24 protein-coding genes and 1 pseudogene are annotated in these 24,148 nt (G+C 70.5%); 11 read left to right on the top strand and 14 right to left on the bottom strand.

Annotated elements, in window-relative coordinates:
* Nucleotides 1–2: 2 nt before the first annotated feature.
* The 4 genes from AC4D2O_RS16530 (at nt 3) to AC4D2O_RS16515 (ending at nt 2,354) form a co-directional block, all read left to right on the top strand.
* A complete protein-coding gene (locus AC4D2O_RS16530; RefSeq protein WP_490908494.1) occupies nt 3–362 on the top strand; it encodes a DUF1048 domain-containing protein in 360 nt (119 codons plus the stop codon).
* The gene (locus AC4D2O_RS16525; RefSeq protein WP_490908441.1) at nt 359–1,156 is read left to right on the top strand and encodes an ABC transporter ATP-binding protein; all 798 of its coding nucleotides are present in this window, start codon (nt 359–361) and stop codon (nt 1,154–1,156) included. The genes AC4D2O_RS16530 and AC4D2O_RS16525 overlap by 4 nt, the downstream gene beginning before the upstream one ends.
* Nucleotides 1,153–1,914, top strand: a complete 762-nt coding sequence (locus AC4D2O_RS16520; RefSeq protein ID WP_490908440.1) for an ABC transporter permease — start codon at nt 1,153–1,155, stop codon at nt 1,912–1,914. The genes AC4D2O_RS16525 and AC4D2O_RS16520 overlap by 4 nt, the downstream gene beginning before the upstream one ends.
* Nucleotides 1,915–1,982: 68 nt before the next feature.
* Entirely contained in the window at nt 1,983–2,354 is a 372-nt protein-coding gene (locus AC4D2O_RS16515; RefSeq protein ID WP_490908439.1) for a helix-turn-helix domain-containing protein, read from the top strand.
* Between the two features lie 26 nt (nt 2,355–2,380).
* On the opposite strand, the gene AC4D2O_RS16510 is transcribed toward AC4D2O_RS16515, so the two are convergent.
* From AC4D2O_RS16510 to AC4D2O_RS16470, 9 genes are all read right to left on the bottom strand, one after another.
* On the bottom strand, nt 2,381–2,992 hold the full coding sequence (locus AC4D2O_RS16510; RefSeq protein ID WP_490908438.1) for a ClpP family protease: 612 nt from the start codon (nt 2,990–2,992) through the stop codon (nt 2,381–2,383).
* On the bottom strand, nt 2,989–3,603 hold the full coding sequence (locus AC4D2O_RS16505; RefSeq protein ID WP_490908437.1) for a ClpP family protease: 615 nt from the start codon (nt 3,601–3,603) through the stop codon (nt 2,989–2,991). The genes AC4D2O_RS16510 and AC4D2O_RS16505 overlap by 4 nt, the downstream gene beginning before the upstream one ends.
* A gap of 131 nt (nt 3,604–3,734) precedes the next feature.
* Entirely contained in the window at nt 3,735–4,538 is an 804-nt protein-coding gene (locus AC4D2O_RS16500) for an HpcH/HpaI aldolase family protein (RefSeq protein ID WP_490908436.1), read from the bottom strand.
* Nucleotides 4,523–5,308 (bottom strand): 2-oxo-hept-4-ene-1,7-dioate hydratase, encoded by a 786-nt coding sequence (hpaH, locus tag AC4D2O_RS16495; RefSeq protein WP_490908435.1) that lies wholly within the window; start codon nt 5,306–5,308, stop codon nt 4,523–4,525. Before hpaH ends, AC4D2O_RS16500 begins: the two co-directional genes overlap by 16 nt.
* Before the next feature lie 19 nt (nt 5,309–5,327).
* Nucleotides 5,328–6,407 carry a 3,4-dihydroxyphenylacetate 2,3-dioxygenase gene (gene hpaD / locus AC4D2O_RS16490; protein WP_490908434.1) on the bottom strand — a complete coding sequence of 360 codons (1,080 nt, stop codon included), beginning with the start codon at nt 6,405–6,407 and terminating at the stop codon, nt 5,328–5,330.
* A gap of 32 nt (nt 6,408–6,439) precedes the next feature.
* Nucleotides 6,440–7,978 (bottom strand): 5-carboxymethyl-2-hydroxymuconate semialdehyde dehydrogenase, encoded by a 1,539-nt coding sequence (gene hpaE / locus AC4D2O_RS16485; protein ID WP_490908433.1) that lies wholly within the window; start codon nt 7,976–7,978, stop codon nt 6,440–6,442.
* Between the two features lie 46 nt (nt 7,979–8,024).
* Nucleotides 8,025–8,714, bottom strand: a complete 690-nt coding sequence (locus AC4D2O_RS16480) for a GntR family transcriptional regulator (protein ID WP_490908432.1) — start codon at nt 8,712–8,714, stop codon at nt 8,025–8,027.
* Nucleotides 8,707–10,173 (bottom strand): fumarylacetoacetate hydrolase family protein, encoded by a 1,467-nt coding sequence (locus AC4D2O_RS16475; protein WP_490908431.1) that lies wholly within the window; start codon nt 10,171–10,173, stop codon nt 8,707–8,709. The genes AC4D2O_RS16480 and AC4D2O_RS16475 overlap by 8 nt, the downstream gene beginning before the upstream one ends.
* Nucleotides 10,174–10,259: 86 nt before the next feature.
* A complete protein-coding gene (locus AC4D2O_RS16470) occupies nt 10,260–10,517 on the bottom strand; it encodes a hypothetical protein (protein WP_490908430.1) in 258 nt (85 codons plus the stop codon).
* Between the two features lie 263 nt (nt 10,518–10,780).
* On the opposite strand from AC4D2O_RS16470, the pseudogene AC4D2O_RS16465 reads away from it, so the two are divergent.
* Nucleotides 10,781–10,882 (top strand): annotated as a pseudogene (locus AC4D2O_RS16465) (RidA family protein); the annotation flags it as partial.
* 40 nt (nt 10,883–10,922) lie between these two features.
* On the opposite strand, the gene AC4D2O_RS16460 reads toward AC4D2O_RS16465, so the two are convergent.
* Entirely contained in the window at nt 10,923–12,584 is a 1,662-nt protein-coding gene (locus tag AC4D2O_RS16460) for a catalase (RefSeq protein WP_490908429.1), read from the bottom strand.
* A gap of 268 nt (nt 12,585–12,852) precedes the next feature.
* Here AC4D2O_RS16460 and AC4D2O_RS16455 point away from each other — a divergent pair, with 268 nt between their 5' ends.
* Entirely contained in the window at nt 12,853–14,499 is a 1,647-nt protein-coding gene (locus AC4D2O_RS16455) for an HNH endonuclease (protein ID WP_490908428.1), read from the top strand.
* Nucleotides 14,500–14,742: 243 nt separating this feature from the next.
* Here AC4D2O_RS16455 and AC4D2O_RS16450 read toward each other — a convergent pair whose 3' ends face one another.
* Nucleotides 14,743–15,129 (bottom strand): nuclear transport factor 2 family protein, encoded by a 387-nt coding sequence (locus AC4D2O_RS16450; RefSeq protein ID WP_490908493.1) that lies wholly within the window; start codon nt 15,127–15,129, stop codon nt 14,743–14,745.
* Nucleotides 15,130–15,217: 88 nt separating this feature from the next.
* On the opposite strand from AC4D2O_RS16450, the gene AC4D2O_RS16445 reads away from it, so the two are divergent.
* From AC4D2O_RS16445 to paaK, 3 genes are read left to right on the top strand one after another with little or no spacing between them, the layout of a single operon-like run.
* Entirely contained in the window at nt 15,218–17,131 is a 1,914-nt protein-coding gene (locus AC4D2O_RS16445) for an FAD-binding monooxygenase (RefSeq protein ID WP_490908427.1), read from the top strand.
* A 1-nt stretch (nt 17,132) separates the two neighbouring features.
* Nucleotides 17,133–17,849 carry an IclR family transcriptional regulator gene (locus AC4D2O_RS16440; RefSeq protein WP_490908426.1) on the top strand — a complete coding sequence of 239 codons (717 nt, stop codon included), beginning with the start codon at nt 17,133–17,135 and terminating at the stop codon, nt 17,847–17,849.
* Nucleotides 17,850–17,901: 52 nt separating this feature from the next.
* On the top strand, nt 17,902–19,233 hold the full coding sequence (gene paaK / locus AC4D2O_RS16435; protein WP_490908425.1) for a phenylacetate--CoA ligase PaaK: 1,332 nt from the start codon (nt 17,902–17,904) through the stop codon (nt 19,231–19,233).
* Between the two features lie 19 nt (nt 19,234–19,252).
* Here the strand turns inward: paaK and AC4D2O_RS16430 are convergent, their stop codons facing one another.
* The gene (locus AC4D2O_RS16430; protein ID WP_490908424.1) at nt 19,253–20,443 is read right to left on the bottom strand and encodes a glycosyltransferase; all 1,191 of its coding nucleotides are present in this window, start codon (nt 20,441–20,443) and stop codon (nt 19,253–19,255) included.
* 168 nt (nt 20,444–20,611) lie between these two features.
* On the opposite strand from AC4D2O_RS16430, the gene AC4D2O_RS16425 reads away from it, so the two are divergent.
* Nucleotides 20,612–21,295 (top strand): LmeA family phospholipid-binding protein, encoded by a 684-nt coding sequence (locus AC4D2O_RS16425; protein ID WP_490908423.1) that lies wholly within the window; start codon nt 20,612–20,614, stop codon nt 21,293–21,295.
* On the opposite strand, the gene AC4D2O_RS16420 is transcribed toward AC4D2O_RS16425, so the two are convergent.
* Nucleotides 21,279–21,755, bottom strand: a complete 477-nt coding sequence (locus AC4D2O_RS16420) for a VOC family protein (protein WP_490908422.1) — start codon at nt 21,753–21,755, stop codon at nt 21,279–21,281. The genes AC4D2O_RS16425 and AC4D2O_RS16420 overlap by 17 nt on opposite strands.
* A 108-nt stretch (nt 21,756–21,863) precedes the next feature.
* On the opposite strand from AC4D2O_RS16420, the gene AC4D2O_RS16415 reads away from it, so the two are divergent.
* On the top strand, nt 21,864–22,817 hold the full coding sequence (locus tag AC4D2O_RS16415; RefSeq protein WP_490908421.1) for a helix-turn-helix transcriptional regulator: 954 nt from the start codon (nt 21,864–21,866) through the stop codon (nt 22,815–22,817).
* 101 nt (nt 22,818–22,918) lie between these two features.
* Here AC4D2O_RS16415 and AC4D2O_RS16410 read toward each other — a convergent pair whose 3' ends face one another.
* Nucleotides 22,919–24,028: an SDR family oxidoreductase gene (locus AC4D2O_RS16410; protein WP_490908420.1), complete on the bottom strand. Its 1,110-nt coding sequence runs from the start codon at nt 24,026–24,028 to the stop codon at nt 22,919–22,921.
* Nucleotides 24,029–24,148: the final 120 nt, after the last annotated feature.

Genomic DNA, 24,148 nt, shown 5'->3' with positions numbered 1-24,148 from the left:
CCATGTGGATCGAGAAGATCGTCGGGGATCTCGGCGACAAGAAGCGGTACCGGGAGTACAGGGAGCGCGTGCGGCAGTTGCCCGACGGCTACCGGGAGGCGGCCCTCGCGCTGGAGCGCTACCTGCTCCACCTCGGACCGAGCAGTGACGGCAACAGCCTCATCGCGATGGTCACCGACCTCGCGGACCTCTTCGAGCAGAGCGTCGCCGCAGGCATCCCGCTGCGCGACGTCGTCGGGACCGACCCCGTGGAGTTCGCCGAGGAGTTCATGCAGAATTACGGCGGCGGGAGCTGGATCCGGAAGGAACGGGACCGGCTCGCGAAGGCCATCGACCGCGCCGAGGCGGAGGAACGGGGATGACCGCCGAGGCTCCGGCGATCCGCGTGACGGCCCTCGCCAAGTCCTACAAGGACCTGCACGTCCTCCGCGGCGTCGACTTCGAGGTGGCCCGCGGCAGCATCTTCGCGCTGCTCGGCTCGAACGGCGCCGGCAAGACGACCCTGGTGAGGATCCTGTCCACGCTGCTCGCCCCGGACACCGGGACGGCCGCCGTCAACGGCTTCGACGTCGCCGCCCAGGCGCCGGACGTCCGGGAATCCGTCAGCCTCACGGGACAGTTCGCCGCCGTCGACGAGATCCTCAGCGGCCGCGAGAACCTCGTGCTCGTCGCGAGGCTACGGCACCTGGAGGATCCGCGGCAGATCGCGGAGGACCTGCTGCGGCGCTTCGCCCTCACCGACGCGGGGGACCGGAAGGCGGCCACCTACTCGGGCGGGATGCGCCGCCGCCTGGACATCGCCATGAGCCTCATCGGCCGCCCGCCGGTCGTCTTCCTCGACGAACCGACCACGGGCCTCGACCCGGAGGCCCGGCTGGAGGTGTGGCGTGCCGTCCGGGAACTGGCAGGGCAGGGCACCACCGTGCTGCTGACCACGCAGTACCTGGACGAGGCCGAGCAGCTCGCCGATCGCATCGCCATCCTCCACGAGGGCCGGATCATCGCGAACGGTACGCTCGCGGAGCTCCGGCAGGTCCTCCCGCCCGCCCGGGTGGAGTACGTCGAGAAGCAGCCGACCCTCGAGGACGTGTTCCTCGCGATCATCGGCACCACCCCGGCGGGCAGGGACGAGCAGGCCGGAGGGGGATCCCGATGAGCACCCACATGGTCCGCGACACCGCGGCGCTGACCGGCCGGTCGCTGCGCCACATCACCCGGAGCTTCGACACCGTCGTCACGACGGCGGTCATGCCCGTCGCCATCATGGTCCTGTTCGTCGTCGTGTTCGGCGGGGCGATCGACACGGGCACGTCCTCCTACGTCGACTACATGCTGCCGGGCGTCCTGCTCATCACGGTCGCCTCCGGCGTGGCATACACGGCGTACCGGCTGTTCCTGGACCTGCAGAGCGGCATCTTCGAGCGCTTCCAGTCCATGCCCATCGCCCGGTCCAGCATGCTGTGGGCGCACGTGCTGACCTCGCTCGTCGCGAACCTCGTCTCCCTCGTGATCGTCGTCGGCGTCGCCCTCCTCATGGGCTTCCGGACGTCGGCGGGTCCCGTCGCCTGGCTGGGTGTGCTCGGGATGCTGGTGCTCTTCACCCTCGCCCTGACCTGGATGGCGGTGATCGCGGGTCTGTCAGCGAAGACCGTGGACGGCGCGAGCGCGTTCTCCTACCCGCTGATCTTCCTCCCGTTCGTCAGCTCGGCCTTCGCCCCGACGGAGACCATGCCCGGCCCCGTCCGCTGGTTCGCCGAGAACCAGCCGGTCACGTCGATCGTGAACTCGATCAGGGACCTGTTCGCGGGCCGGCCGGTCGACGGCGACCTCTGGACGGCGCTCGCGTGGTGCGCCGCGCTCCTCGCCGCGGCCTACGCCGTCGCCATCGCGACGTACCGGCGGAGGACGAGCTAGTACCCGGCCGCTCTGCTCTGAGCAGAGCGGCCCCCACCCGGCCCTGCGCCCGGCTACAGTCAGGCTGCATGGGCGAGATTCTGTATTTTCCGTCACCTGCGACCCCCGGACGACGCCGGCAGGCCCCACCGCGGACGGACCGCCCGGGCGAGGCCCCGGAGGACACTCGCCCGGGGCGCGAGCCCCTGCTGCGCGAGGCCTACGGCGATGTGCTGCGCGACCTCCGGCTCGACCGCGGCGAGCGGCTCACGGACGTCGCCGGCCGGGCGGCCATCTCGCCGCAGTACCTCTCCGAGATCGAACGGGGCCGCAAGGACGCCTCGTCGGAGATCCTCGCGGCCATCGCCCGCTCGCTCGGAGTGACGGTGCGGACCCTGAGTTCCCACGCCACCACCCGGATGGCCCGGGGCGGAGGGCCGCAGGTCCACCTCGCCGCCTGAGCCGGCCTGGAGGGGACTGCTCGTCCCTACCCGGGCGGGTCCGTCTTGCGGTACTCCACCACGGTGTCGACCACCCCGTAGCCGACGGCCTGCCGGGCGTCGAGGACGAGGTTCCGGTCCGTGTCCCGCCGGATCTCCTCCACCGTCTTCCCGGTGTGCCGGGCGAGGAGCTCGTCGAGGAGCGCCGTGATCCGTTCCACCTCGTCGGCCTCGAGGATGAGGTCGGGGATGGTGCCCCTGCCCGTGTCGATCGTCGGCTGGTGCAGCACCACGCGTCCCCGCGGCAGGATGGAGCGCGCGCCGCGCTCACCCCCGGCCAGGAGCACCGCCGCGGTGAAGGTCGCCTGGCCGATGCAGGTGGTGCGGACCGGGGGCGTGACGTACTGCATCGCGTCGTACACGGCGAGCATGGCGCTGATGGACCCGCCGGGCGAGTTGATGTACAGGTCGATCGGCAGCGACGCGCTCGCGGACTCCAGGTGGAGCAGCTGCGCGATGAGCGCGTTGGCCACGCCGTCGTCCAGGGGGGTGCCGAGGTAGATGATGCGCTCGGTCAGCAGGCTGCTGTAGATGTCGAGGGTCTGCTGCGATCCGTTGCCGTGGCGCACCGTGACGTAGGGGATGGTGTAGCTGCTCATCGCACGCCGCCCAGGCTGACCGCGGGGCGCCGGCCCGGCCGGATGTCGTCCAGGTGGTCGATGATCCGGTCCACGAACCCGTACTCCTGCGCCTCGGCCGCCGTGAACCACCGGTCGCGCAGCGAGTCGGCTGTGACGCGCCCGATCGGCTGACCGGTGTCCGCGGCGATGAGCCCGAGCACGGTGTCCCGCGTGTGCCGCAGGTCCTCCGCCTGGATGGCGATGTCCATCGCGGTGCCGCCGATACCGCCGGAGCCCTGATGCAGCAGCACGCGGGCGTGCGGCAGGGCGAACCGCTTGCCGTGCGTCCCGGCGCTGAGGAGGAACTGCCCGGCACTGAGGGCCAGGCCCAGGACCACGGTGGAGACGTCGTTCGGGATGAGGCGCATGATGTCGCGGATCGCGAGCATCGCGGGCACGGACCCGCCGGGGGAGTTGATCCACAGGCTGATGTCCCGCTGCGGGTCCTCGGCGGAGAGCAGCATCAGCTGCGTGCACAGCCGGTTGCCGCCCTCCTGGTCCAGTTCGGTGCCGAGCAGCAGGATCCGGTGGCTCATGAGCTGCTGGGTCAGGGTGTCGTCGAGGGACGTGGGTCTGCGTTCGTCGGTCATGACCCCACCCTCGTCCCGGCACCGTGGCCGGACAAGGGCGTGCTGCCGGAGGCAGATCTGCTGTGCGCTGCGCGGGACTGAGGCTCAGCGGCGGAGGTCCACCGCGGGCTGAGGGAGGGGTTCCCGTCGGATCAGTAGCTCCCCGGGGCTCCGCCGTCGGCCGCGGGGACGAAGGCTGCGGCCAGGTTCTCGGAGCCGCGGGCGAGGAGGGCGACGTCGGCCCCGACGAGGATGAACCGGGCGCCTGCGTCGAGGTAGTACCGTGCCGTGTCCGGGTTGAAGGCGTTGACGCCTGCAGGTCTCCCGGTGCGCTGTGCTGCTGCGAGGCAGTGCACGACGGCGGCGCGGACGTCAGGGTGTTCCTGCCGGCCGAGGAGTCCCATGGAGGCGGCGAGGTCGGAGGGTCCGACGAAGATCGCGTCGACGCCGTCGACCGCGAGGATGTCCTCCACGGCCCCGACGGCGGCCGTGGACTCGATCTGTACCGTCACGCTGATCGTCGACCCCGCGGTGCCGAGGTAGTCGGGGATTCGGTTCCAGCGGGCGGCCCGGGCCAGCGCGGACCCGACGCCGCGGACGCCCTCGGGCGGGTAGCGGGTCGCCGCGACGGCGGCCCGCGCGTCGGCCGCCGAGTGCACCATGGGGATCAGCAGGTTCTGCACACCCAGGTCGAGGTACTGCTTGATGAGCACGGTGTCGTTGACGGGTGGCCGGACGAGCACCTGCACCGGGTACCCGTGGACCGCCTGGAGCTGGGCGAGGATGGACTCGAGGCCGTTGGGGCTGTGTTCGGCGTCGACCAGCAGCCAGTCCAGCCCGGACCCGGCGCAGATCTCGGCCACCAGCGGGCTGCCCGAGCACACCCACATCCCGGCAAGAGGACGCCCGGATGCGGCCAGTGCGTCGGCGAACGTTGGGGCTAGATGAAGCGGCATGTCACGGCTCCCAGCGGTCCGTAGTCGGCATGGACGGTGTCGCCCCGGTCCACCCAGAGCGGGCGCGTGAAGGAACCGGCGAGGATGATGTCCCCGGCCTTCAGGCCGTCACCGTGGGCGGCGATCTTGTTCGCGAGCCAGTGCACGCCGGCCGCGGGATGGCCCAGGACCCCGGCGGCCACGCCCGTCTCCTCCACCACCTGGTTCTTGTAGAGGATCGCGGCGACCCACCGCAGGTCCACGGCGTCGGGCTTCACGGGCCTGCCGCCCACCACCATGGCGCCCATCGCCGCGTTGTCGGAGATGGTGTCCACGATGGTGCGGCCCTGCATCTCGATGCGCGAGTCCAGGATCTCCAGCGCCGGCACCACGTAGTCGGTGGCGTTGAGGACATCGAAGATCGTGCAGCCCGGTCCGGCGAGATCCTCCTTGAGCACGAAGGCGAGTTCCACCTCGACCCGGGGCTTCGTGTAGCGCTCCCACTCCACCGAGCAGCCGGTCTCGAGGACCATGTCGTCGAAGATCGCCCCGTAGTCCGGTTCGGTGATCCCCGTGGCGGCCTGCATGGCCCGCGAGGTGAGCCCGATCTTCCGGCCCACCAGGGTGCGGCCGGCGTCCTCGTTGCGCTGCCGCCACAGCCGCTGCACGGCGTAGGAATCCTCCACCGTCATCTCCGGGTACCGCGCGGTCAACAACGGCACCGGGGTGCGGGTCCGGGCGGCGTCGACGAGTTCGTCGGTGATCCGGCTGATGGTCAGTGGGTCGAGCATCGGTGTCCTCCTGCGGGTCTCAGAGCTGGGTGCCGAGCTTGAAGCCCTCGGCCGCGCCGTCGTCGTCCCTGCGCGTGTAGGAGAAGCCGTCGGCACCGACGGTCACGGCCATCTCGCTCCTGTCCTCGCGGGCCACGACGGGCTGGGGGTTGCCGTCGAGGTCGAGCACGAGGGAGGCCTCCGAGTACCAGGAGGGCACGACGGCGTTGCCCCACCAGTCGCGGCGCTGGTTGTCGTGGACGTCCCACGTGATGGTCGGATTGTCCGGGTCGCCCGTGTAGTAGTCCTGGCAGTAGATCTCGATGCGGTGCCCGTCCGGGTCGAGGATGTAGAGGTAGAAGGCGTTGGAGACGCCGTGGCGCCCGGGGCCGCGCTCGATGCGGTCGCTGATGCGCAGGGCGCCCATCTTGTCGCAGATCTGGATGATGTTGTGCTTCTCATGGGTCGCGAACGCGACGTGGTGCATGCGGGGACCGTTGCCGCCGGTCAGGGCGGTGTCGTGGACGGTCTGCTTGCGGTGCATCCACACGGCGTAGGTGACACCGTCGGAGTCCTGGATGTCCTCGGAGACACGGAAGCCGAGGTCCTCGAGGTACGCCCGCCCGCGCGGTACGTCGGGGGTGACCTGGTTGAAGTGGTCCAGGCGCACCAGTTCACCGGCGGAGTAGAGGTCGTAGCGCTGGGTAAGGCGTTCGACATGCTGGACGTCGTAGAAGAACTCGTAGGGGAAGCCCAGCGGATCCTCGACGCGGACGGAGTCCCCGACGCCCTTCGTGAAGCCGCCTGCGCGGCGTTCGGTGCGGCAGCCGAGTTCGCGGTAGTAGGCCTCGGCGGCGTCGACCTCGGCGGGGGACTTCACGCGGTAGGCGAAGGCCGCGACGGCGGCGATAGGTCCCTTGCGGAGTACGAGGTTGTGGTGGATGAACTCCTCGAAGGAACGCAGGTAGATCGCCTCGTCGTCCTCCTCGGTGACGTGCAGGCCCAGGACGTCGACGTAGAACTCGCGGGACTTCGCGAGGTCGGTGACAACGATCTCCATGTAGGCGCAGCGCACGATGTCCGGGGCGGGAACCGAGGGCGTGGGAATGGGCTGGGCCATGGTGGTTCTCTCTTCGTCGAGCGGGCGGGGTGTCAGCCTTCGTTGGCGGCGGAGTCTTCGATGCTGCCGAACTTCGGCGTGTGGACGGTGCCGAGCGTGATGTGCACGGCCTGCTGGTCGGTGTAGAAGTCGATGGAGCGGTAGCCGCCCTCGTGGCCCAGGCCCGAGGACTTCACGCCGCCGAAAGGCGTGCGGAGATCGCGGACGTTGTGGCTGTTGAGCCACACCATGCCTGCCTCGACGCTCTGGGCGAAGGTGTGGGCCCGGGTGAGGTTCTGCGTCCAGATGTAGGCAGCGAGCCCGTACTTCGTGTTGTTCGCGAGTTCCAGGGCTTCGGCGTCGGTGTCGAAGGGGGTGATGGCGACGACGGGGCCGAAGATCTCCTCCTGGAAGATCCGGGCGTCGGGGGAGACGTCGGCGAAGACGGTGGGGGCGATGTAGTTGCCGTGCGGGAGGTGCTCGGGGCGGCCGCCGCCGGCGAGGAGCCGGCCCTCGGTCTTGCCGATCTCGACGTAGGAGGCCACTTTCTCGAAGTGCTCGGGGTGCACGAGGGCGCCGACCTCGGTCTTCGGGTCGTGGGGGTCGCCGACGACGATGGTCTTCGCGCGGGCGGCGTACTTCTGGCAGAACTCGGCGTACACGGGGCGCTCGACGAGGATGCGGGAGCCCGCGGTGCAGCGTTCGCCGTTGAGGGAGAACACGCCGAAGAGGGCCGAGTCGATGGCGGCGTCGATGTCCGCGTCCGCGAAGACGATGCAGGGCGACTTCCCTCCGAGCTCCATGGAGAGTCCCTTGAGGTTGGCCGCGGCGTTCCGGAAGATCGTCTGGCCCGTGGTGGTCTCGCCGGTGAAGGAGATCAGCGGCACGTCCGGGTGCTTCACGAGGGCGTCGCCGGCCTCCTCGCCGAGTCCGTTGACGAGGTTGAACACGCCGTCGGGCAGGCCCGCGTCCTTGAAGATCTGCGCCCAGAGCGATGCGGAGAGGGGCGTGAACTCGGCCGGCTTCAGGACCACGGTGTTGCCCGTCGCCAGTGCGGGCGCGAGCTTCCAGGACTCGAGCATGAAGGGCGTGTTCCACGGCGTGATGAGTCCTGCCACGCCGATGGGCTTGCGGTTCACGTAGTTGATCTGCGAACCCGGGACCTTCATGGCGTCGTCGAACTGCGCCACGATGAGGTCCGCGAAGAAGCGGAAGTTCTCCGCGGCGCGCAGCGCCTGGCCCTTCGCCTGCGTGATGGGCAGACCGGTGTCGAAGGTCTCGAGTTCCGCGAGGCGTGCCTCCTGGGCCTCGACGGCGTCGGCGATCCGGTTGAGGATCCGGGCGCGTTCACGGGGCTTCATGCGGGGCCAGGGCCCGTTCGTGAAGGCCTCCCGTGCAGCGGCGACCGCGAGATCGATGTCCTCCTGCTGCCCGGCCGCTGCGGTGGCGTACGGGGTGTTGGACACGGGGTCGAGCACGTCGAAGGTGGCACCGTTCACGGAGTCCACGAAGCGCCCTGCGATGTAGTGCTGGATGGAGGAGGGCAGGCCCTGGGGGACGTACTGCTCGGTCACGGCGCCGGTCGTGGTCATCGGTGGGTCCTCACGGTGGTTCTGGGCGGGATCGGGGGCTGGGACGTCATGCGCGGGTGTCCTGGGCGTGCGCCAGGTAGGCGTCGAGGGTGGCACTGCGGTGGGAGCGGGCCGCCCGTTCGATCGCGTCGGCGTCGGCCCCCTCCTCGATCAGGCGGAGCAGTCCCTCGTGTTCCGCCACGGAGTCGCGTGCACGGCCCGGGACGAAGCGGAAGGTCGAGGACCGCAGCGATGCCAGGCGGTTCCAGCCGCGGTGCACGAGGTCGAGGATGTGCGGGTTCGGGCAGTGCTCGAAGAGGATGGCATGGAAGTCCTGGTTGAGCCGTGTGAAGCGCACCGGGTCGAAGCGCTCCAGGCAGGCGCGCATCTCCTCGTTGACCGAGCGCGCGCGGGCCACGTCCCCCGCGCCGATGAAGGGGGCGGACAGGGCCGTCGCGGCGCCTTCGACGAGGCTCAGGGTCTGCATCGTGTAGAGGTACTCGGTGGGGTCGATCCCCGCGACCGTGGCGCCGACGTTGCGCTGGAAGGTCACCAGGCCCTCGGCTTCGAGGCGCCGGATCGCCTCCCGCACGGGCACCACGCTCACGCCGAGGTCCTGCGCGATCGCGGCGAGGACGAGGCGGTGCCCGGGTGGATAGGTGCCGTCGACGATCCGCGCCGTGACGGCGGCATAGGCCTGCTGCGACTTGCTGCCCTCCGCGGCCGCGTTGTGCGTGGTCCCGGTCACCTCAGTCATCGCGCTGCCCCGCCTCCCATTCCTCGTACCGCGCCCGCCAGGCGGCGTTCAGCGGGTACAGTCCGTCGACGCCGTGCCCCTCGGCGACCATCCGGGCGATGAACGTCTCCTCGCGCTCCTGCGCGATCGCGTCCTCGGCCAGTTCGACGGCGAGAGCCGGCGGGATCACGAGGATGCCGTCGGCGTCGGCGACGATGATGTCGCCCGGCTGGACGGTGGTGCCGCCGCAGGCGATGGTGATGTCGGTGTCCCACGGGATGTGGCGCCGCCCCAGCACTGCGGGGTGCGGGTTGGCGTAGTAGGTGGGCATGTCCATCGCGGCGACCGTCGCGAAGTCCCGGACACCGCCGTCCGTGATGATCGCCGCGGCGCCACGCACCTCGGCCCGGAGGGCGAGGATGTCCCCGATGGTGCCGGTGCCCTTCTCGCCGCGGGCCTCCATCACGAGGATCTCGCCCTCGTTCACGGTGTCGATGGCCCGTTTCTGCGCGTTGTAGCCTCCGCCGTGCTGCTTGAACAGGTCCTCGCGGTTCGGCACGTAGCGCAGTGTACGGGCGAGCCCGACCACGCGCCGTCCCGGCCGCGTGGAGGTGAGTCCGTCGATGCTGACGTTGTCCAGGCCGCGTTTGCGCAGCTGGGAGGAGAGGGTGGCGGTGGAGACGCTCTCGAGTTTCACCTTCAGATCCGGGGTGAGCGCGGTCGCCGGCTCGGGTGCGGGTAGTCCGGCCGCCTCGCGCGACCCGTAGGCCTCCTCACGCTGGACGTCGTCGACCCTCGGCCGGGCACCGAACCCGGCCAGCGACGTCGTGCCCTCGCTCACGCGGGTGGTGAGGCGTCCGGTGGACAGGGCGCCGGCGCCGACCTCGACCTCGAGCACGTCTCCGGGGACGGCGACGGACGCTCCGGCCGGCGTGCCCGTGAGGATGATGTCGCCGGGTTCGAGGGTCAGCAGCTGCGACAGGTCGGCGATGAGCCGGGTGAACGGGAAGAGGAGGTCGGCCGTCGTGTCGTCCTGGACGAGGGCGCCGTTGTGCCAGGTGCGGAGGGTGAGGGCGGCGGGGTCGAGGGAGTCCGCGGGCAGGAGGCCTGGACCTACGGGTGTGAAGCCGTCACCGCCCTTGGAGCGCAGGTTCGAGCCCTTGTCGGCATGGCGGAGGTCGTACACGCCGAGATCGTTGCCGGCGGTGACCCAGCCGATGTGGCTCCACGCCTCACTGGGGGAGACCCTGCGGGCAGGGGTGCCGATGATGAGCGCGATCTCACCCTCGAACCCGAGCAGTTCGCAGCCGGCGGGGCGCTCGACGGCGGAGCCGGACAGTGCGAGGGACGACGACGGCTTCAGGAAGTACGAGGGCTGCTCGGGGGTACGGCCCCGTTGGGCGGCCCGGCTGGGGTAGTTGATGTGCACCGCGATGACCTTGCGGGCGGCGGCCAGAATGCCCTCGTCGACCTGTTCCACCCGCGGCTCCTCGTCGAGTACGAAATCGTATACGAAGCCTAGGCAGGGGTGGGAGGGCCCGTCAAGGGCGTGGCGGGGTCCGGGACCTATACGAAGTGGAGCACAGTCAAGATGATGGAGATGATGCCGAAGATCGTGCAGATCATGCCGAGCACCTTCCCTGCTGTTGCGCGTGCACCGAGCCGCTCGGCCTTGTTCGCCTGCATGATGGCGAGAGGGCCGAGGATGATCCCGAAGATGAACAGGCCGATGATGCCGAGCACCAGGGATGTGGTCCTGGCCTTGCCGGCCTCGGGCGAGACGCCATCGGCGCTCTGCAGGGTGCTGTAGGGCTGCTGAGTCATGGTGATTCCTTCTGCGTGATGTCTTCCGCGCGTGCAAAGGCGCGCGGGAAGCGTGGAGTGGTGCGAGCACGAAAGGGCGGGATGCAGGCTGAGTGCCCGGCCCCGAAGAATGATCCCCCGCCGTGACTCTACCGTTCGATCTCTCCGGAAGTGAGGGCCGTGCGCACGTTCCCCGGGGGAAGCTCGCGGCACGGCCATCGACGCCGGTGCCGACGACGTCATCGGCACCGGCGTCGGCCGGCTGCCCATCCGAGGACGTGGACCATGACGCGCAGAGCACGCTGCTGGGTGTGACGGTCCTCGGGTACGACCACCAGCTCGTCGGGATCGAGGCCGTGGCAGCGGTGCTCGATCACGACACCTGAGATCCTTTCGTCTGCGGAGACCGGAGGTACCGAGGCGGGATCAGCGGGTGACGACCACGTGCTCGTTGGGCACGCAGTGCGTCATGGTGAGTCCTTCGACATCGCGCGGGCCGTTGTTGCCCAGGTTCTTCAGGCGATCCAACTCGTCGTCGGACAGGGTCTGGCTGGCGAGGGGCGGCAGGTCCTTGATCTCGTCGACGCCGATGCCCAGGTTTTCACCGACGCGGGCTCCGAGTTCGTCGTCGACGAGGTAGAAGTGCCAGACCATGCGTTCCTGCACGGCGCGCGCGGCCTGCCCGATCAGCGTGACGAAGTTGCCCACGAGGTCGTCCTTCTCCCACTGCTCGAGCAGCTGGTACCGCTGGCCCGCCTGCAGGTAGTCCTGGGTGAGCGGAATGCGCTTGCGGGTCAGGCGTCCGGAGATCTCCGGCCCCTGCTCGTCATGTGTGGGGTACTGGCCCTCGCGGAGCCCGCCCGTGATGGAGGGCTCGTAGTTGACGTGGGGGTTCTGCCCCGGCGCGAGGTCGGTCCCGAAGGACATCTGCCCGCCGCGCTGGTTCGTGTGCACGGGGGCGTTCTTCGCCGAGTTCACGGGCAACTGCAGGTAGTTGGGGCCCACCCGGTAGCGCTGCGTGTCGCTGTAGCTGAAGGTGCGGCCCACCAGCATCTTGTCGTCGGAGAAATCCAGTCCGTCGACCAGGACGCCGGTGCCGAAGGAGATCTGCTCGTTCTCGTTGTGGTGGTCCGAGACGTTGCGGTTCAGTGTCATGGTGCCGACGAGCTTGGGCTCGAAGTCCTGCTCGGGCCACGTCTTGGTGTCGTCGAGCGGGTCGAAGTCGAGTTCCGGGTGATCATTGTCGTCCATGAGCTGCACGTACAGGTCCCACCTGGGGTACTCGCCGCGCTCGATGGCCTCATGCAGGTCCTTCGAGGCGTGGCCGAGGTCCGTGGCCTGGATGTTCGCGGCATCCTGTTCGGTCAGGCTCTTCACGCCCTGGTGCGGCTGCCACGTGTACTTGACCAGCTTGGTGTCGCCGTCCGCATTGACCCACTTGTAGGTGTTCACGCCGAAACCCTGCATGTGGCGGTAATCGGCCGGGAGCCCACGGGGGCTGAAGAGGTTCACGAGCATGTGCATGGACTCGGGTGTCTGCGACATGAAGTCGAAGATGCGGGCCGGCTCCTGCCGGAAGGTGATGGGATCCGGCTTCAGCGAGTGGATGACGTCGGGGAACTTGATGGCATCGCGGATGAAGAAGACGGCGAGGTTGTTCCCCACGAGGTCCCAGTTGCCGTCCTCGGTGTAGAACTTGACGGCGAAGCCGCGGGGATCGCGGGCGGCCTCGGACGAGTCACGGCCGCCGATCACGGTCGAGAAGCGGATGGCGACATCGGTCTTCTTGCCCGCTTCGGAGAAGAGCTTCGCGCGGGTGTAACGGGAGATGGGCTCGTCGCCCCACATGCCAGTCGCCTCGAACTCACCGAAGGCGACGAATCCGCGGGCGTGCACGACACGCTCCGGGATGCGCTCGCGGTCGAAGTGGCTGATCTTCTCGAGGAACTGGTAGTTCTCCAGGGTGGCCGGGCCTCGGGCGCCGACGGTCCGCGAGTTCTGGTTGTCGTAGACCTGGTGGCCCTGGCGGTTCGTCAGGACGGCGCGGTCGTCCCCTTCGGCAGGCGGCTGGCTGGCGACGTCGGTCATGGGTGTGCTCCTCACGGCGGGCTCTCAAGGACGGTTTTTTTCGAGCAGTTCACAACAACGCTACGCCTGTACATCCGCCGGTGGCATCAACTTCCTGCCCGGACAGGACTTGCTAGAGCGGGTGATCCGTGGCCCGGACTGGAGGCGATTCTCGATCGTCGAGGCGGGAGGATCCGGATGCGGGGTGAGTTCTGATCTGTCGAGAATCCGCGTCCGACAACGGGACATGCGGACCTCATAGTGTCGGTGGTGGGCGGGATCATGGGGTATGGACAGCAGCAAGGATGCTCCGTGTGAACCCGCCGGTTTCGGTGTTGTTTCGCGGCGTGCTGCTGCGTCTTCCACCCTTGGCTCCCGTGCCGCTGCTGTCTCTGTCCCGTCGGTTGGTGAACGGGATGCCGCTGTCCCGCCGGGTTTCGTGAGGATCACATCGGTGCGGGATCTGATCGGCGCGTTGGCGTCTCTTGCGCCTGGGTCCGGTGGTGCGGAGTCGATCGAGGAGATCAGGGCGTGTGAGGATCTGAAGTCCCTGGTCTCTGCCCGCCAGGCACGGACCACGGTCGCCTTCGACCTGGCCGAGCGCACGGCCCAGGCGGCGGCCGGTGTGCCGGCCGCCGAGCGGGGCAAGGGGGTGGCGGCGCAGGTGGGATTGGCCCGGCGGGAATCCCCGGCCCGGGGCGGGATGCTGGTGGGGTTGGCGCGGGCGCTGGTGACGGAGATGCCGCATACGCTCACGGCCCTGGAATCGGGACAGGTCAGTGAGTGGCGGGCGGCGCTGCTGGTGCGGGAGACCGCGTGCCTGTCGGCGGCGGATCGGTGCGCGGTCGATGAGGACCTCAGCGCTGAGACGGGAGTGTTCGAGGGGGCCGGGACCCGGCGGATCGTCGCTGCCGCGCGGGCGGCGGCGTATCGCAGGGATCCCCGCTCGGTCGTCGGGCGGGCGGCCCGTGCGGCGAGGGACCGGTGCGTGAGCCTGCGCCCGGCACCGGACACCATGACCTATCTGACGGCCCTGCTGCCTGTGACCGAGGGGGTGGCGGTGCATGCCGAGCTCACGCGGTACGCCGACACGTGCCGGGCTCAGGGCGATGAGCGGGATCGGGGCCAGGTGATGGCCGATGCCCTGGTCGAGCGGGTCACCGGGGTGCCGGGCGGGGTGTCGCGGGTCGAGGTGCAGCTGATCATGACCGACCGGGCCCTGTTCCAGGGCGACACTGAGCCGGCCCGGGTGCCCGGGTACGGGATCGTGCCCGCCGCATGGGCACGGACGATCCTCACCGAACAGCCCACCGAACAGCCCACCGGGCACGCAGCCGGACTCCCGGTCGGAGTCTCTGCCGGAGCCGAGCCCGGATCGGGATCAGGACAGGAGCCGCGCTCCGTCCGCCGGGAGGACTCCCGACAGGGGTTCGAGGTGTGGCTCCGAAGGCTGTACACCGCTCCGGTCGCCGGGGAGTTGGTGGCGGTCGATTCGAAGGCCCGGCTGTTCACGCCGGGGCAGCGTCTCTTCATTCGGGCCCGGGATGATGCGTGTCGGACGCCGTACTGTGATGCGCCGATCCGGCATTACGACCACATCGTGCCCTGGCACGATGACGGGCCCACGAGTCTGTCCAACGGGGCAGGGCTCTGCGAGGCGTGCAACCACACCAAGGAACTCCCCGGCTGGAAAACCACCCCGACCGCGAGGGCTGGACCCGGCGCCCGGCACACCATCGAGCTCCGCACGCCCACCGGCCACACCTACCGATCCACTGCACCACCCCTGACCGGCAGTCACCACGAGAACCGGGAGCAGCAAGGCGCTGGAACCGTTCGCCCGCGGGGCTCGACGCGCCACGGGCCGGACCATCAAGCATCACCTGTTCCTCACCCGGCCCGCTACTCCCGACGGGTCGACCTCGTTTTCGCCTGATCCACCCCGCAGAGTGGCCGGGGATCCCCTTGTGACCGTGGACCTCGACCCCGCATGGACGGGCTGCCGGTTCCGGTCAGCTCGAGCTGCCCGGCCTACATGGCCCCGCCGAAGTACACCTCGACGACAGGGCGAGCGCCTCGTCCTGCTCCCGGAAGGCACGCGAGAATTCGAGGACGGTCTCCTGCGGCGACAGAGGCATACGCCGGTCCTGGCGCGTGGCGTCATCCGCAGTCCACCCCGTCAGTCAGTGCTGCGCTGAGGGACCGCCCGATCCGGCTCGTCCTCAGGGCGGCCGGCGTACCACTCATGGAACTCGGAGCAGCGCCCCGGGTGGTCGAACCGCAGGAACCAGATGTTGTCGTACGCCGTGACGACGCGGTCACTACCCGGGTGATGGAACACGGTCCGTCCGTGTGCGACCACCCGGTCGCCCTCGACGGCAACCGGGTGGTACCTGGCGTCGAAGGACTCCCCGATGAGGGCATCACGCTCACTCATCCACTGGGCGACGATCTCCCCGCGTCGGCGTGCGCGTATCTGGAACGGGTAGTGCCATACGGCATCCTCGGACCAGAGTCGGCGTCGTCGATCCGCACCCTTGAGTCCTGCTCCTGCCCGGGCTAGCATCGGCGTCACGATAGTAGAACTCGGCGTTCGATTATCGAACGCAGTAGTTGTATGCAGCGGCACCACCACGACGAAGTGAGGACAGCCCGTGCAATTCCACCACCACGGTTACGTCTCGGGCGACCCCCGGATCCAGCCCGCAGCGGGTGTCGGTCTCGACCGTCCGCAGGAGCTCTCCGACGAGGTCGACGTCCTGATCATCGGCACCGGACCCGCCGGCATGATCACCGCTGCGCAGCTCTCGCAGTTCCCGGGCATCACCACGCGGATCGTGGAGCGCCGCCCGGGCAGGCTGCCCATCGGCCAGGCCGACGGCATCCAGGCCCGCAGCGTCGAGACGTTCCAGGCGTTCGGCTTCGCCCAGCGCATCACCGAGGAGGCCTACCGGATCGTCGAGATGGCCTTCTGGAAGCCGGACCCGGCCGATTCCTCCCGCATCATCCGCACGGCACGCCCCGAGGACGACGAGACCGGCATCAGCGAGTTCCCCCACCTGATCGTCAACCAGGCGCGCGTCCTCGACTACTTCGCCGAGTTCATGAAGAACTCGCCCACGCGGATGGAGCCCGACTACGGCTTCGAGTTCGCCGGACTCGAGGTCGACGACGCGCAGGAGTACCCCGTCGCAGTCACCCTCGTGCGTACCACCGGAGATCACGAGGGCGAGGAGCGCACCGTCCGCGCCAGGTACGTGGTGGGGGCCGACGGCGCCCGCAGCAGGGTTCGCCAGGCCATCGGCTGCAGCCTCACCGGTGACCAGGCCAACCACGCGTGGGGCGTCATGGACGCGGTCGCCGTCACCGACTTCCCCGACATCCGCCGCAAGTGCGCCATCCAGTCGGGGTCCGGCGGCAGCATCCTCCTCATCCCGCGGGAGGGCGGCCACCTGTTCCGCATGTACGTGGACCTCGGCGAGGTGGACCCGGCGACGAAGGGGACCATCCGCAGCACCACGATCGGGCAGATCATCGCGAAGGCCAACACGATCCTCAGCCCCTATACCCTCGACGTGAGGAACGTCGCCTGGCACAGCGTGTACGAGGTGGGCCACCGCCTCACCGACCGGTTCGACGACGTCCTGCCGGAACACCTCGGCACCCGGACACCGCGCGTCTTCATCACGGGCGACGCCTGCCATACCCACAGCGCCAAGGCCGGCCAGGGCATGAACGTCTCCATGCAGGACGGCTTCAACCTCGGCTGGAAGCTCGGCCACGTGCTCGAGGGGCGAAGCCCCGAGGCCCTGCTGGCCACGTACTCCGCCGAGCGCCAGGTGGTGGCGAAGGACCTCATCGAGTTCGACAAGGAGTGGTCGGCGCTCATGGCCCGGAAGCCCGAGGACTTCGCCGACCCGTCCGAACTCGAGGACTTCTACGTCAGCACCGCCGAGTTCCCCGCCGGCTTCCGGACCCAGTACGCACCGTCCCTGCTCGTCGCCGAGCCCGCGCACCAGGACCTGGCCGGCGGGTTCCCGATCGGCAAGCGCTTCAAGTCCGCGCCGGTGGTCAGGGTGTGCGACGGTGTCCCCCTGCACCTCGGCCATCATGCGACGGCCGACGGGCGCTGGCGCATCTACGTCTTCGCCGACCCCAAGGAGCCGGGGGAGGCGTCGGGCGTCGCGGACTTCGCCGCGTGGATCGGAGGGTCCCCGGACTCGCCGCTCGCCGCGATGCCGGACGGCGCCGACCGGGACGCCTGGTTCGACGTGAAGGTCGTCTACCAGCAGGACCACACCCGGGTGGACATCGGGAGCGTGCCGCCGGAGTTCAAGCCCGCCACCGGGCCCTTCGGGCTCACCGACTACGAGAAGGTGTACGCCGCGGATCCCTCCGCCGACATCTTCGACCTGCGCGGCATCGCCCGGGCCGGGGCCGTCGTCGTCGTCCGCCCGGACCAGTACGTGGCGCACGTGCTGCCCCTGGCGGACACCACGGGCCTTGCTGCCTTCTTCGCCCCGCTGCTGGCGGGGTCCGGTCGGGCCGCCGGGCGGGCGTTCGCCTGATATGGGGACGGCGGAGGGAACGACGACGGCGGCTCCCGCCTCCCAGACGCTCTCGCGCGGGCTCCGCACCCTGGAGATCCTCGCCGAGGCGCCGGAGGGACGGACGACGGCGGAGATCGCCGAATCGCTGGGCGTCCACCGATCGATCGCCTACCGGATCCTGCGGACGCTCGAGGAGCACTCCCTCGTGGTTCGGGACGCGGGCGGGCGTTTCCAGCCCGGTCCCGGCCTCGCGAGCCTGGCCCGGGGAGTGGCGCCGAGGCTGCAGACGGCGGCCCTGCCGGTCCTCACGGCGGTCGCGGCCGAGCTGCAGATGACCGCCTTCATCGCCGTGTGGGACCGGAGCCACTGTGTCACCCTCGTGGCCGTGGAGCCGCCGCACGGCGAGGGGACGCTCGTGCAGCGGCCGGGCTCCCGTCACCGGTTCGACGCCGGAGCGCCGGGCATCGCCATCCAGTCCGCCCTGACCGAGGCGCGCTGGGAACGTCTCGCTCCGGGGGAGCCGTACCGGGAGGCGTCGAGGGCCGCGGCCGCCGCCGGGTACGCGGTGAGTCGGGACGAGGTCATCCCGGGCGTCGGCTCCGTGGCGGCCCCCATCGCCGTGCGCGGACAGCTGCCCGCAGCCCTCGCCGTCGTCTACCTCCGCAGCGACCGGCCCGTCGAGGAGATCGGCGCCCGCGTGGCCGAGGCGGCCCGCGCCGTCGGCTCCGTCCTCTGATGCCGGCCCGCGGCGTCACCCGTCCCCCGATCCACCCTGCGAAGGAGCAGCCATGACCACCCTTCCCCTCCGGGCCTCGGCCGCGGACCCCGCCACGCTCGACGCGGAGGAGACGTGGTCGCGCGACCACCTCGAATCGGTGCAGCTCGAGCGGCTGCGGGCCACGCTCGCGCACGCCTACGCGAACGTGCCCCTGTACCGGCGGAAGTTCGACGACGTCGGTGTGCACCCCGACGACCTCCGCGAGCTGACGGACCTGGCGAAGTTCCCCTTCACCACCAAGGAGGACCTGCGCAGCACCTACCCGTTCGGCATGTTCGCGGTGCCGCAGTCGCAGGTGGCGCGCGTCCACGCGTCATCGGGCACCACGGGCCAGCCGACCGTCGTCGGGTACACCGCCGGTGACCTCGACCGGTGGGCGTCGCTGGTGGCCCGCTCGCTGCGCGCCTCCGGCGTGAAGGCCGGGTGGAAGGTCCACAACGCCTACGGGTACGGCCTGTTCACGGGTGGCCTCGGCGCGCACGCCGGCGCGGAACGCCTCGGCTGCACCGTCATCCCGATCTCCGGAGGCCAGACCGAGCGGCAGGTCCAGCTCATCCGGGACTTCGAGCCCGACGCCATCCTCGCCACGCCCACGTACCTGCTGACCATCCTCGACACCATGGCCGCGGCCGGCATCGACCCGTCCTCCACCACGCTGAAGACCGGCGTGCTCGGCGCCGAGCCGTGGACGGAAGGCATGCGGCAGGAACTCGAGGGGCGCATGGGCTTCGACGCGTGCGACATCTACGGCCTGTCCGAGGTGATGGGCCCAGGCGTCGCGGGCGAGTGCGTGGAGTCCAAGGACGGATTGCACGTCTGGGAGGACCACTTCCGCCCCGAGATCATCGACCCGTTCACGGAGAAGGTGCAGGACGACGGCACGGCGGGCGAGCTCGTCTTCACGTCCCTGACGAAGGAGGCGCTGCCCATCATCCGGTACCGCACCCACGACCTCACGCGCCTGCTGCCCGGCACCGCCCGCCCCGGCATGCGCCGTATGGAGCGCATCACCGGTCGCAGTGATGACATGGTGATCGTGCGCGGCGTGAACCTCTTCCCCACGCAGGTGGAGGAGCTGGCACTGGGCATCCCGGCCCTCAGCCCGCACTTCCAGCTCGAACTGACCCGCCCGGACGGGCAGCGGATGGACCAGCTGACCGTCCGGGTGGAGCCGCGGGAGGGCGTCAGCGCGGCCGACGCCGCCGCGGCCGCCGAGGAGCTCCGGCACCTGATCAAGACGCACATCGGCTCCACGTGCGCCGTCGCCGTCGTGGAGCAGGGATCGCTGGTGCGCTCCAGCGGGAAGCTCCGGCGGATCTACGACCTGCGGCCCCGCGGCTGAGGTGCGGCGCAGCAGGTCGTCAGCGGTGCAGGTCCTCCAGGACGGCCAGCGCGTTGGCCGGCCCGTCCTCGGCCGCCATGGCATGGGCCGCGTCGCGTACGGCCGGGCGGTACTGATCGACCTGCCTGAGAGCGTCCGCAAGACGGGGTGACGTCAGTGCGCGCCGCCGGATCGGCGCGGGACCCAGACCGCTGTCGTGCAGTCTCGCGCCCCAGAAGGGCTGGTCCGCGATGAATGGCACCACCACCGAGACGGTGCCGGCCGCCGTCGCCGCCTGGACCGTCCCGATGCCCCCGTGGTGGACGGCCGCTGCGGCCCGCGGCAGGACGGCGTCGTGGGGTACCGACGTCGTGACCAGCACATCGGCTCCGGCGACGTCGGGAGGTAGTGCCAGCCCGCCGAGGCCCGTGGCGAGCAGCGCGCGGGACCCGGTGGCGCGGATACCGTTGACCACCGCCCGTGCTCGGGCGAGCGGGTCGCCGGCCACCATGGAACCGAACCCCGCGTACACGAAACCGCCGGCCGAGATGAAGTCGGACACCTCGTGGGGGATCGCCGCCGGTGCCGCCGCACGCCACGGACCGGTCAGGTGGACGCCCGGCGGCCAGTCCGCGGGCCGCGGCAGGATCGCGGGACTGATGGGCATGAGTGTCGCCGAGGCCGGGGGACGAGCCGACGCCTGCCCGCCGACCAGCCTCGCCACGTCCGACAGGTCCTGCCGGAACATGGCCGCGCCACCGGCCGCGGCCTGGTAGGTGAGCCGGTTGAACGGGCCCAGGCTCCGCGTGACGGTCCCCGCCGCCGGGAACGCCGCCGTCGGCGTCATCGCGGGGACCAGCTCGACCCAGACGAACGGGATGCCGAGGCCGTCCGCGATCAGCGGAGCGGACAGGATCTTCGGGTGGGCGACGAGCACGTCCGGAACGGCGTCGAGTGCGGCCCGCGCAGATCCGACGAGGACCTGGCGCATGGCCGGCCGCACCACCGAGCGGTACGAGCGGAGCACCGCCGCAAGGGAGACGCCCTGCTGCTGGATCAGTCCCGAGTAGTCGACCCCGAGGCTCACCGCATCCAGCCCGGAGACATCGACCCCGGAGTTGTCCGGAAGCACCAGACGCACGGCATGACCGGCGGCCTGCGCACGCCGCGCGAGGACTGCGAACGGCTCCACATCTCCCCGGGATCCCGCGGTCACGAGCAGTATCCTCATGGCATCCCCTCCCGGACGGCCGCCAGGGCCCTGCGGCCCCGGACGAACGACGATAGCCGCCGGGACGACCGGTGACCAGAGTGACCGGACCGCCGGGACAGGGATACCAGGCCGACGGTGCCGGTGTCGGCGCGCCGGCCCGGGGCGGTGAGCCATCAGACTGTTCTGATGAGGTGGACGCGCGCGAAGGACTGGCTGATCGGTGCTCTGGGGATGCTCCTCCTCCTGGCGGTCGCGGTGGTGATCCTCTGGTGGGTGGTGAGCGACCCGGCCGACGGTGGCGACGCCGGGCCCGAGCCGTCATCGCCCGGCGCCGCGCCGGACACGGAGGCTCCAGCGGATCTGCGCGCGGACGAGGTGTGGCTGGGTGATCTGACGCTGGACGCCGGCACGGTGGTGTCCGAGGGCTCCACGCTCCGCGACGTCCGGGCCGTCGGACAGGACGTGGTCACGGGGCCCGACGGGTTGGTTGCTGCCCGGCTCTCCGTGGACGCGACCGTGCCGTTCGACGTCGTGGCCGGCGAACTCGGCGGCGGCGCGGAAGTGCGGGCCGCCGACGGCGGCCAGGCGACCGTGGTCCGCACCGTCGAGACGCTCGGCCGCGACGTGCGCGTCACCGCCACGGGCACGGTCGAGGTCGAGGCGGGACGGCTCGTGATGGAGCCGCAGTCGATCGACGTCGGCGGGCCGGACTTCCTGTCCGGGCCCACCGCCGCCATCGTGCGGAGCCTCGTGACCATCGAGCACGAGATCGAGGGTCTGCCGGAGGGCCTGGTGCTCCGGGACGTCACCGTGGAGGGCGACGGTTTCCGGGCCGACCTCCAGGGCGACGACGTCAGACTCGGTCCGTGACCCCGCCTGCGGGTTCGACGTCGAGGACCCATGTCACGCCGAAGCGGTCGGTGAGCATCCCGAACCCCGGCGTCCAGGCCGAGGCGGCGAGCGGTTCGACGACCGTGGCGCCGTCGGCGAGGGCGTCCCAGTAGGCGGTGACCTCCTCGAGGGTCCCGGCCCGCACGGACTGGAAGAAGGTGCGGTCGGTGACGGTGGTCCCGTGCTCGCGGCGGGTGGTGCCCGCGGTCGCCGCCGGGTCGGCGTCCTGCCCCGGCACGTCGTAGGCCATGACACGGAACCCGTCCTCGTTCTCGAGCTGCCCGAAGACCACCCTGTCGGATCCGGGCGCGTCCTGCGGCATCCCGAAGTCCCCGTAGGTGGCCAGATCGAGGTGGCCGCCGAACACGCCCTGGTAGAAGTGGAGGGCCGGGCGTGCGGTGCCGCGGAAGTTCAGGTGCGTAGTGGTCTTGATGCTCATGAGGTGTGCTCTTTCCCTGGTGATCGACCGGCGGGGATGCCGACCGGGAACCACTATGGCGGGAGAAGAGGTCAGGCGCGGTCCTCTACTGCACGCATACTGATGGACATGACCGGAAGTTCCGCACGGCTGTTGGCGCTGCTCTCCGTCCTGCAGGCGCAGCGTGTCTGGCCCGGGAACGTCCTCGCAGAGCGCCTGGGCGTGACGCCGCGGACGGTCCGCCGTGATGTCGACCGGCTGCGGGAGCTCGGCTACCGCATCCGCGCCATCAAGGGGCCCGACGGCGGCTACCGGATGGCGGCGGGATCGGACCTGCCACCCCTGCTGTTCGACGACGACCAGGCCGTCGCGGTCGCCGTCGCGCTGCAGAACGCGCCGGCCTCCGGCGTCGACCTCGACGTGGCGGCGGAGCGGGCGCTCGCCACGATCCGCCAGGTCATGCCCTCCCGGCTGCGGCACCGCATCGACGGCATCCGGTTCAGCGGAGCGGACACGCCAGGCGTCCGCGTGGATCCGGCCGTGCTCGAAGCGGTCACCGCCGCTGTCCGGGAGCACAGGACACTGCGGTTCGATGACCGCGAGGGCGAGCCGCGGCGGTGCCAGCCGCACGCGATCGTGGCCCGGAACGGCCGCTGGTACGTCATCGGGTGGGACCTCGACCGCGACGGCTGGCGTGTCTACCGCCTCGACCGGATGTCCCCCCGCACCCCGGCCGGCGCAGTGTTCACGCCGCGAGACCTCCCGGCCGCCGACGCGAGTACGTATCTGTCCGCCCGGCTCAAGGGCTCGGACACCGTCGATCAGTGGCCGTGCGTGGGTGAGGTGGTCATCGACCTGCCGCTGCGGGAGGTTGCGCCGTTCGCCGGCGACGGCATGGTCGAGGAGCTCACCGAGGGCTCCTGCCGGGTGAGCATCGGCTCCTGGTCGTGGGACGGGGTCCTCGCGTCCGTGGTCCGCTTCGGTGCGCCGTTCACCGTCGTGGGCCCCGAGGCGCTCCACGCGGCGGCGCGGGATCTCGGTGCCCGGCTCGAAGCGGCGGACCGGAGCCGGAGTGGAGGGTGAGCTGCCAGAGCGACCGACCGACGCCCGCCCGGCCCCGGCCCTGAGGGGCAGTCCCTGCAGCGAACCGACCGGGAGAGGCCGGGCCCACGGCTGCCACACCCTCAGCCCAGCGGCGGGATGATCCTCGCGGCTGCGAGCTGGTCGAACAGCTCGCGGAACCGGTCCTCCGTGTCCAGGCAGTCGCTGAAGCCGTGCTGCCGGGCCTTGATGGTGGAGGTGACGTTGTCGAAGCCCGAGCGGAAGAGGAAATCGCCGAAGGCCCAGCCGGCCAGGTCCTCGAAGGGGGTAGGCACGAGGCCGTATTTCGTCACCATGCCCTGCCAGAGCTCCTCGTGGTGCGGCATCGCCTCGGCCAGTGGCACAGGCTGCGGCTCGGCGTAGTCCATCCCGAAATGGCGGGCGAACACCGGCCACAGGTGCCGCCAGCGGATCTGGTCCCCGTTGGTGATGTTGTAGACCTCGCCGGCCGCGCGCGGCTCCGCTCCGGCCCAGACCGTGGCGCGGGCCAGCAGCGAGGCGTCGGTCACCTGGTACAGGGCGTCGTAGGCGGCATGGGTGCCGGGGAAGCGCAGCGGCTGGCCCAGCTCACGGCAGATGCTCGCGTAGACGGCGATGACCATGAGGATGTTCATGGGATTGCCGATGGCGTAGCCGACCACGCCCTCGGGGCGCAGCATCGTGGCGTGGAAACCGCGCTCGGCGCCGGCAGCCCGGAGGATGTCCTCCTGGTCGTAGTAGAAGTTCGGCTGGATCAGCCGCGCGTCGCGCTCCTTGGCGGGGGTGTTGAAGTAGCCCAGGTGCGCCCCGTAGGCCTTGCCGCCCTGGTAGAGGGTGACGTGGCGCAACGGCGCGCCGGCGTCGGCGAGGCCGTCCAGCGTGTTCGTCAGCAGGGCGGAGTTGACCTCGATCTGCTCGGCGGTGGTGTCCCGTTCGATGTACGCGGCGAACACCAGGTGCGTGGTGTCACGGGCGGCCTCGAGCCCGGCACGCGCTGCCTCCCGGTCGAGCAGGTCCACGGGCAGGTGATCCCACCCGGCGCCCGTGACGGGGCGTCGGCTCAGCCCCCGCACGTGCGCGCCGCGCCGGGCGTACTCGTCCGCGGCATGGCGGCCGATGACCCCGCCGGCTCCGGCGACCAGGACGGTCTTCGCCGCGTCGTCCGACGGCTGCGCGCCGGTGGTCGGGGTGGTCGGGGTGGTCTCGTGGGTCATGGGGCTCCTCGGGAGCGGTTCGTGAGCGCAGCCGGCAGCCGCTGTCGGCTCCTGGTCCGGCCACTATAACGTCGGGGCACGCTGCAGGGCCTTCGGCGGAGGGCGCCCCGGCGTCGCGGG

Source organism: Arthrobacter sp. TJ-238 (assembly GCF_058269215.1).
The sequence above is the reverse complement of the archived record's forward strand: the minus strand, read 5'-3'. Positions and strand labels throughout refer to the sequence as shown.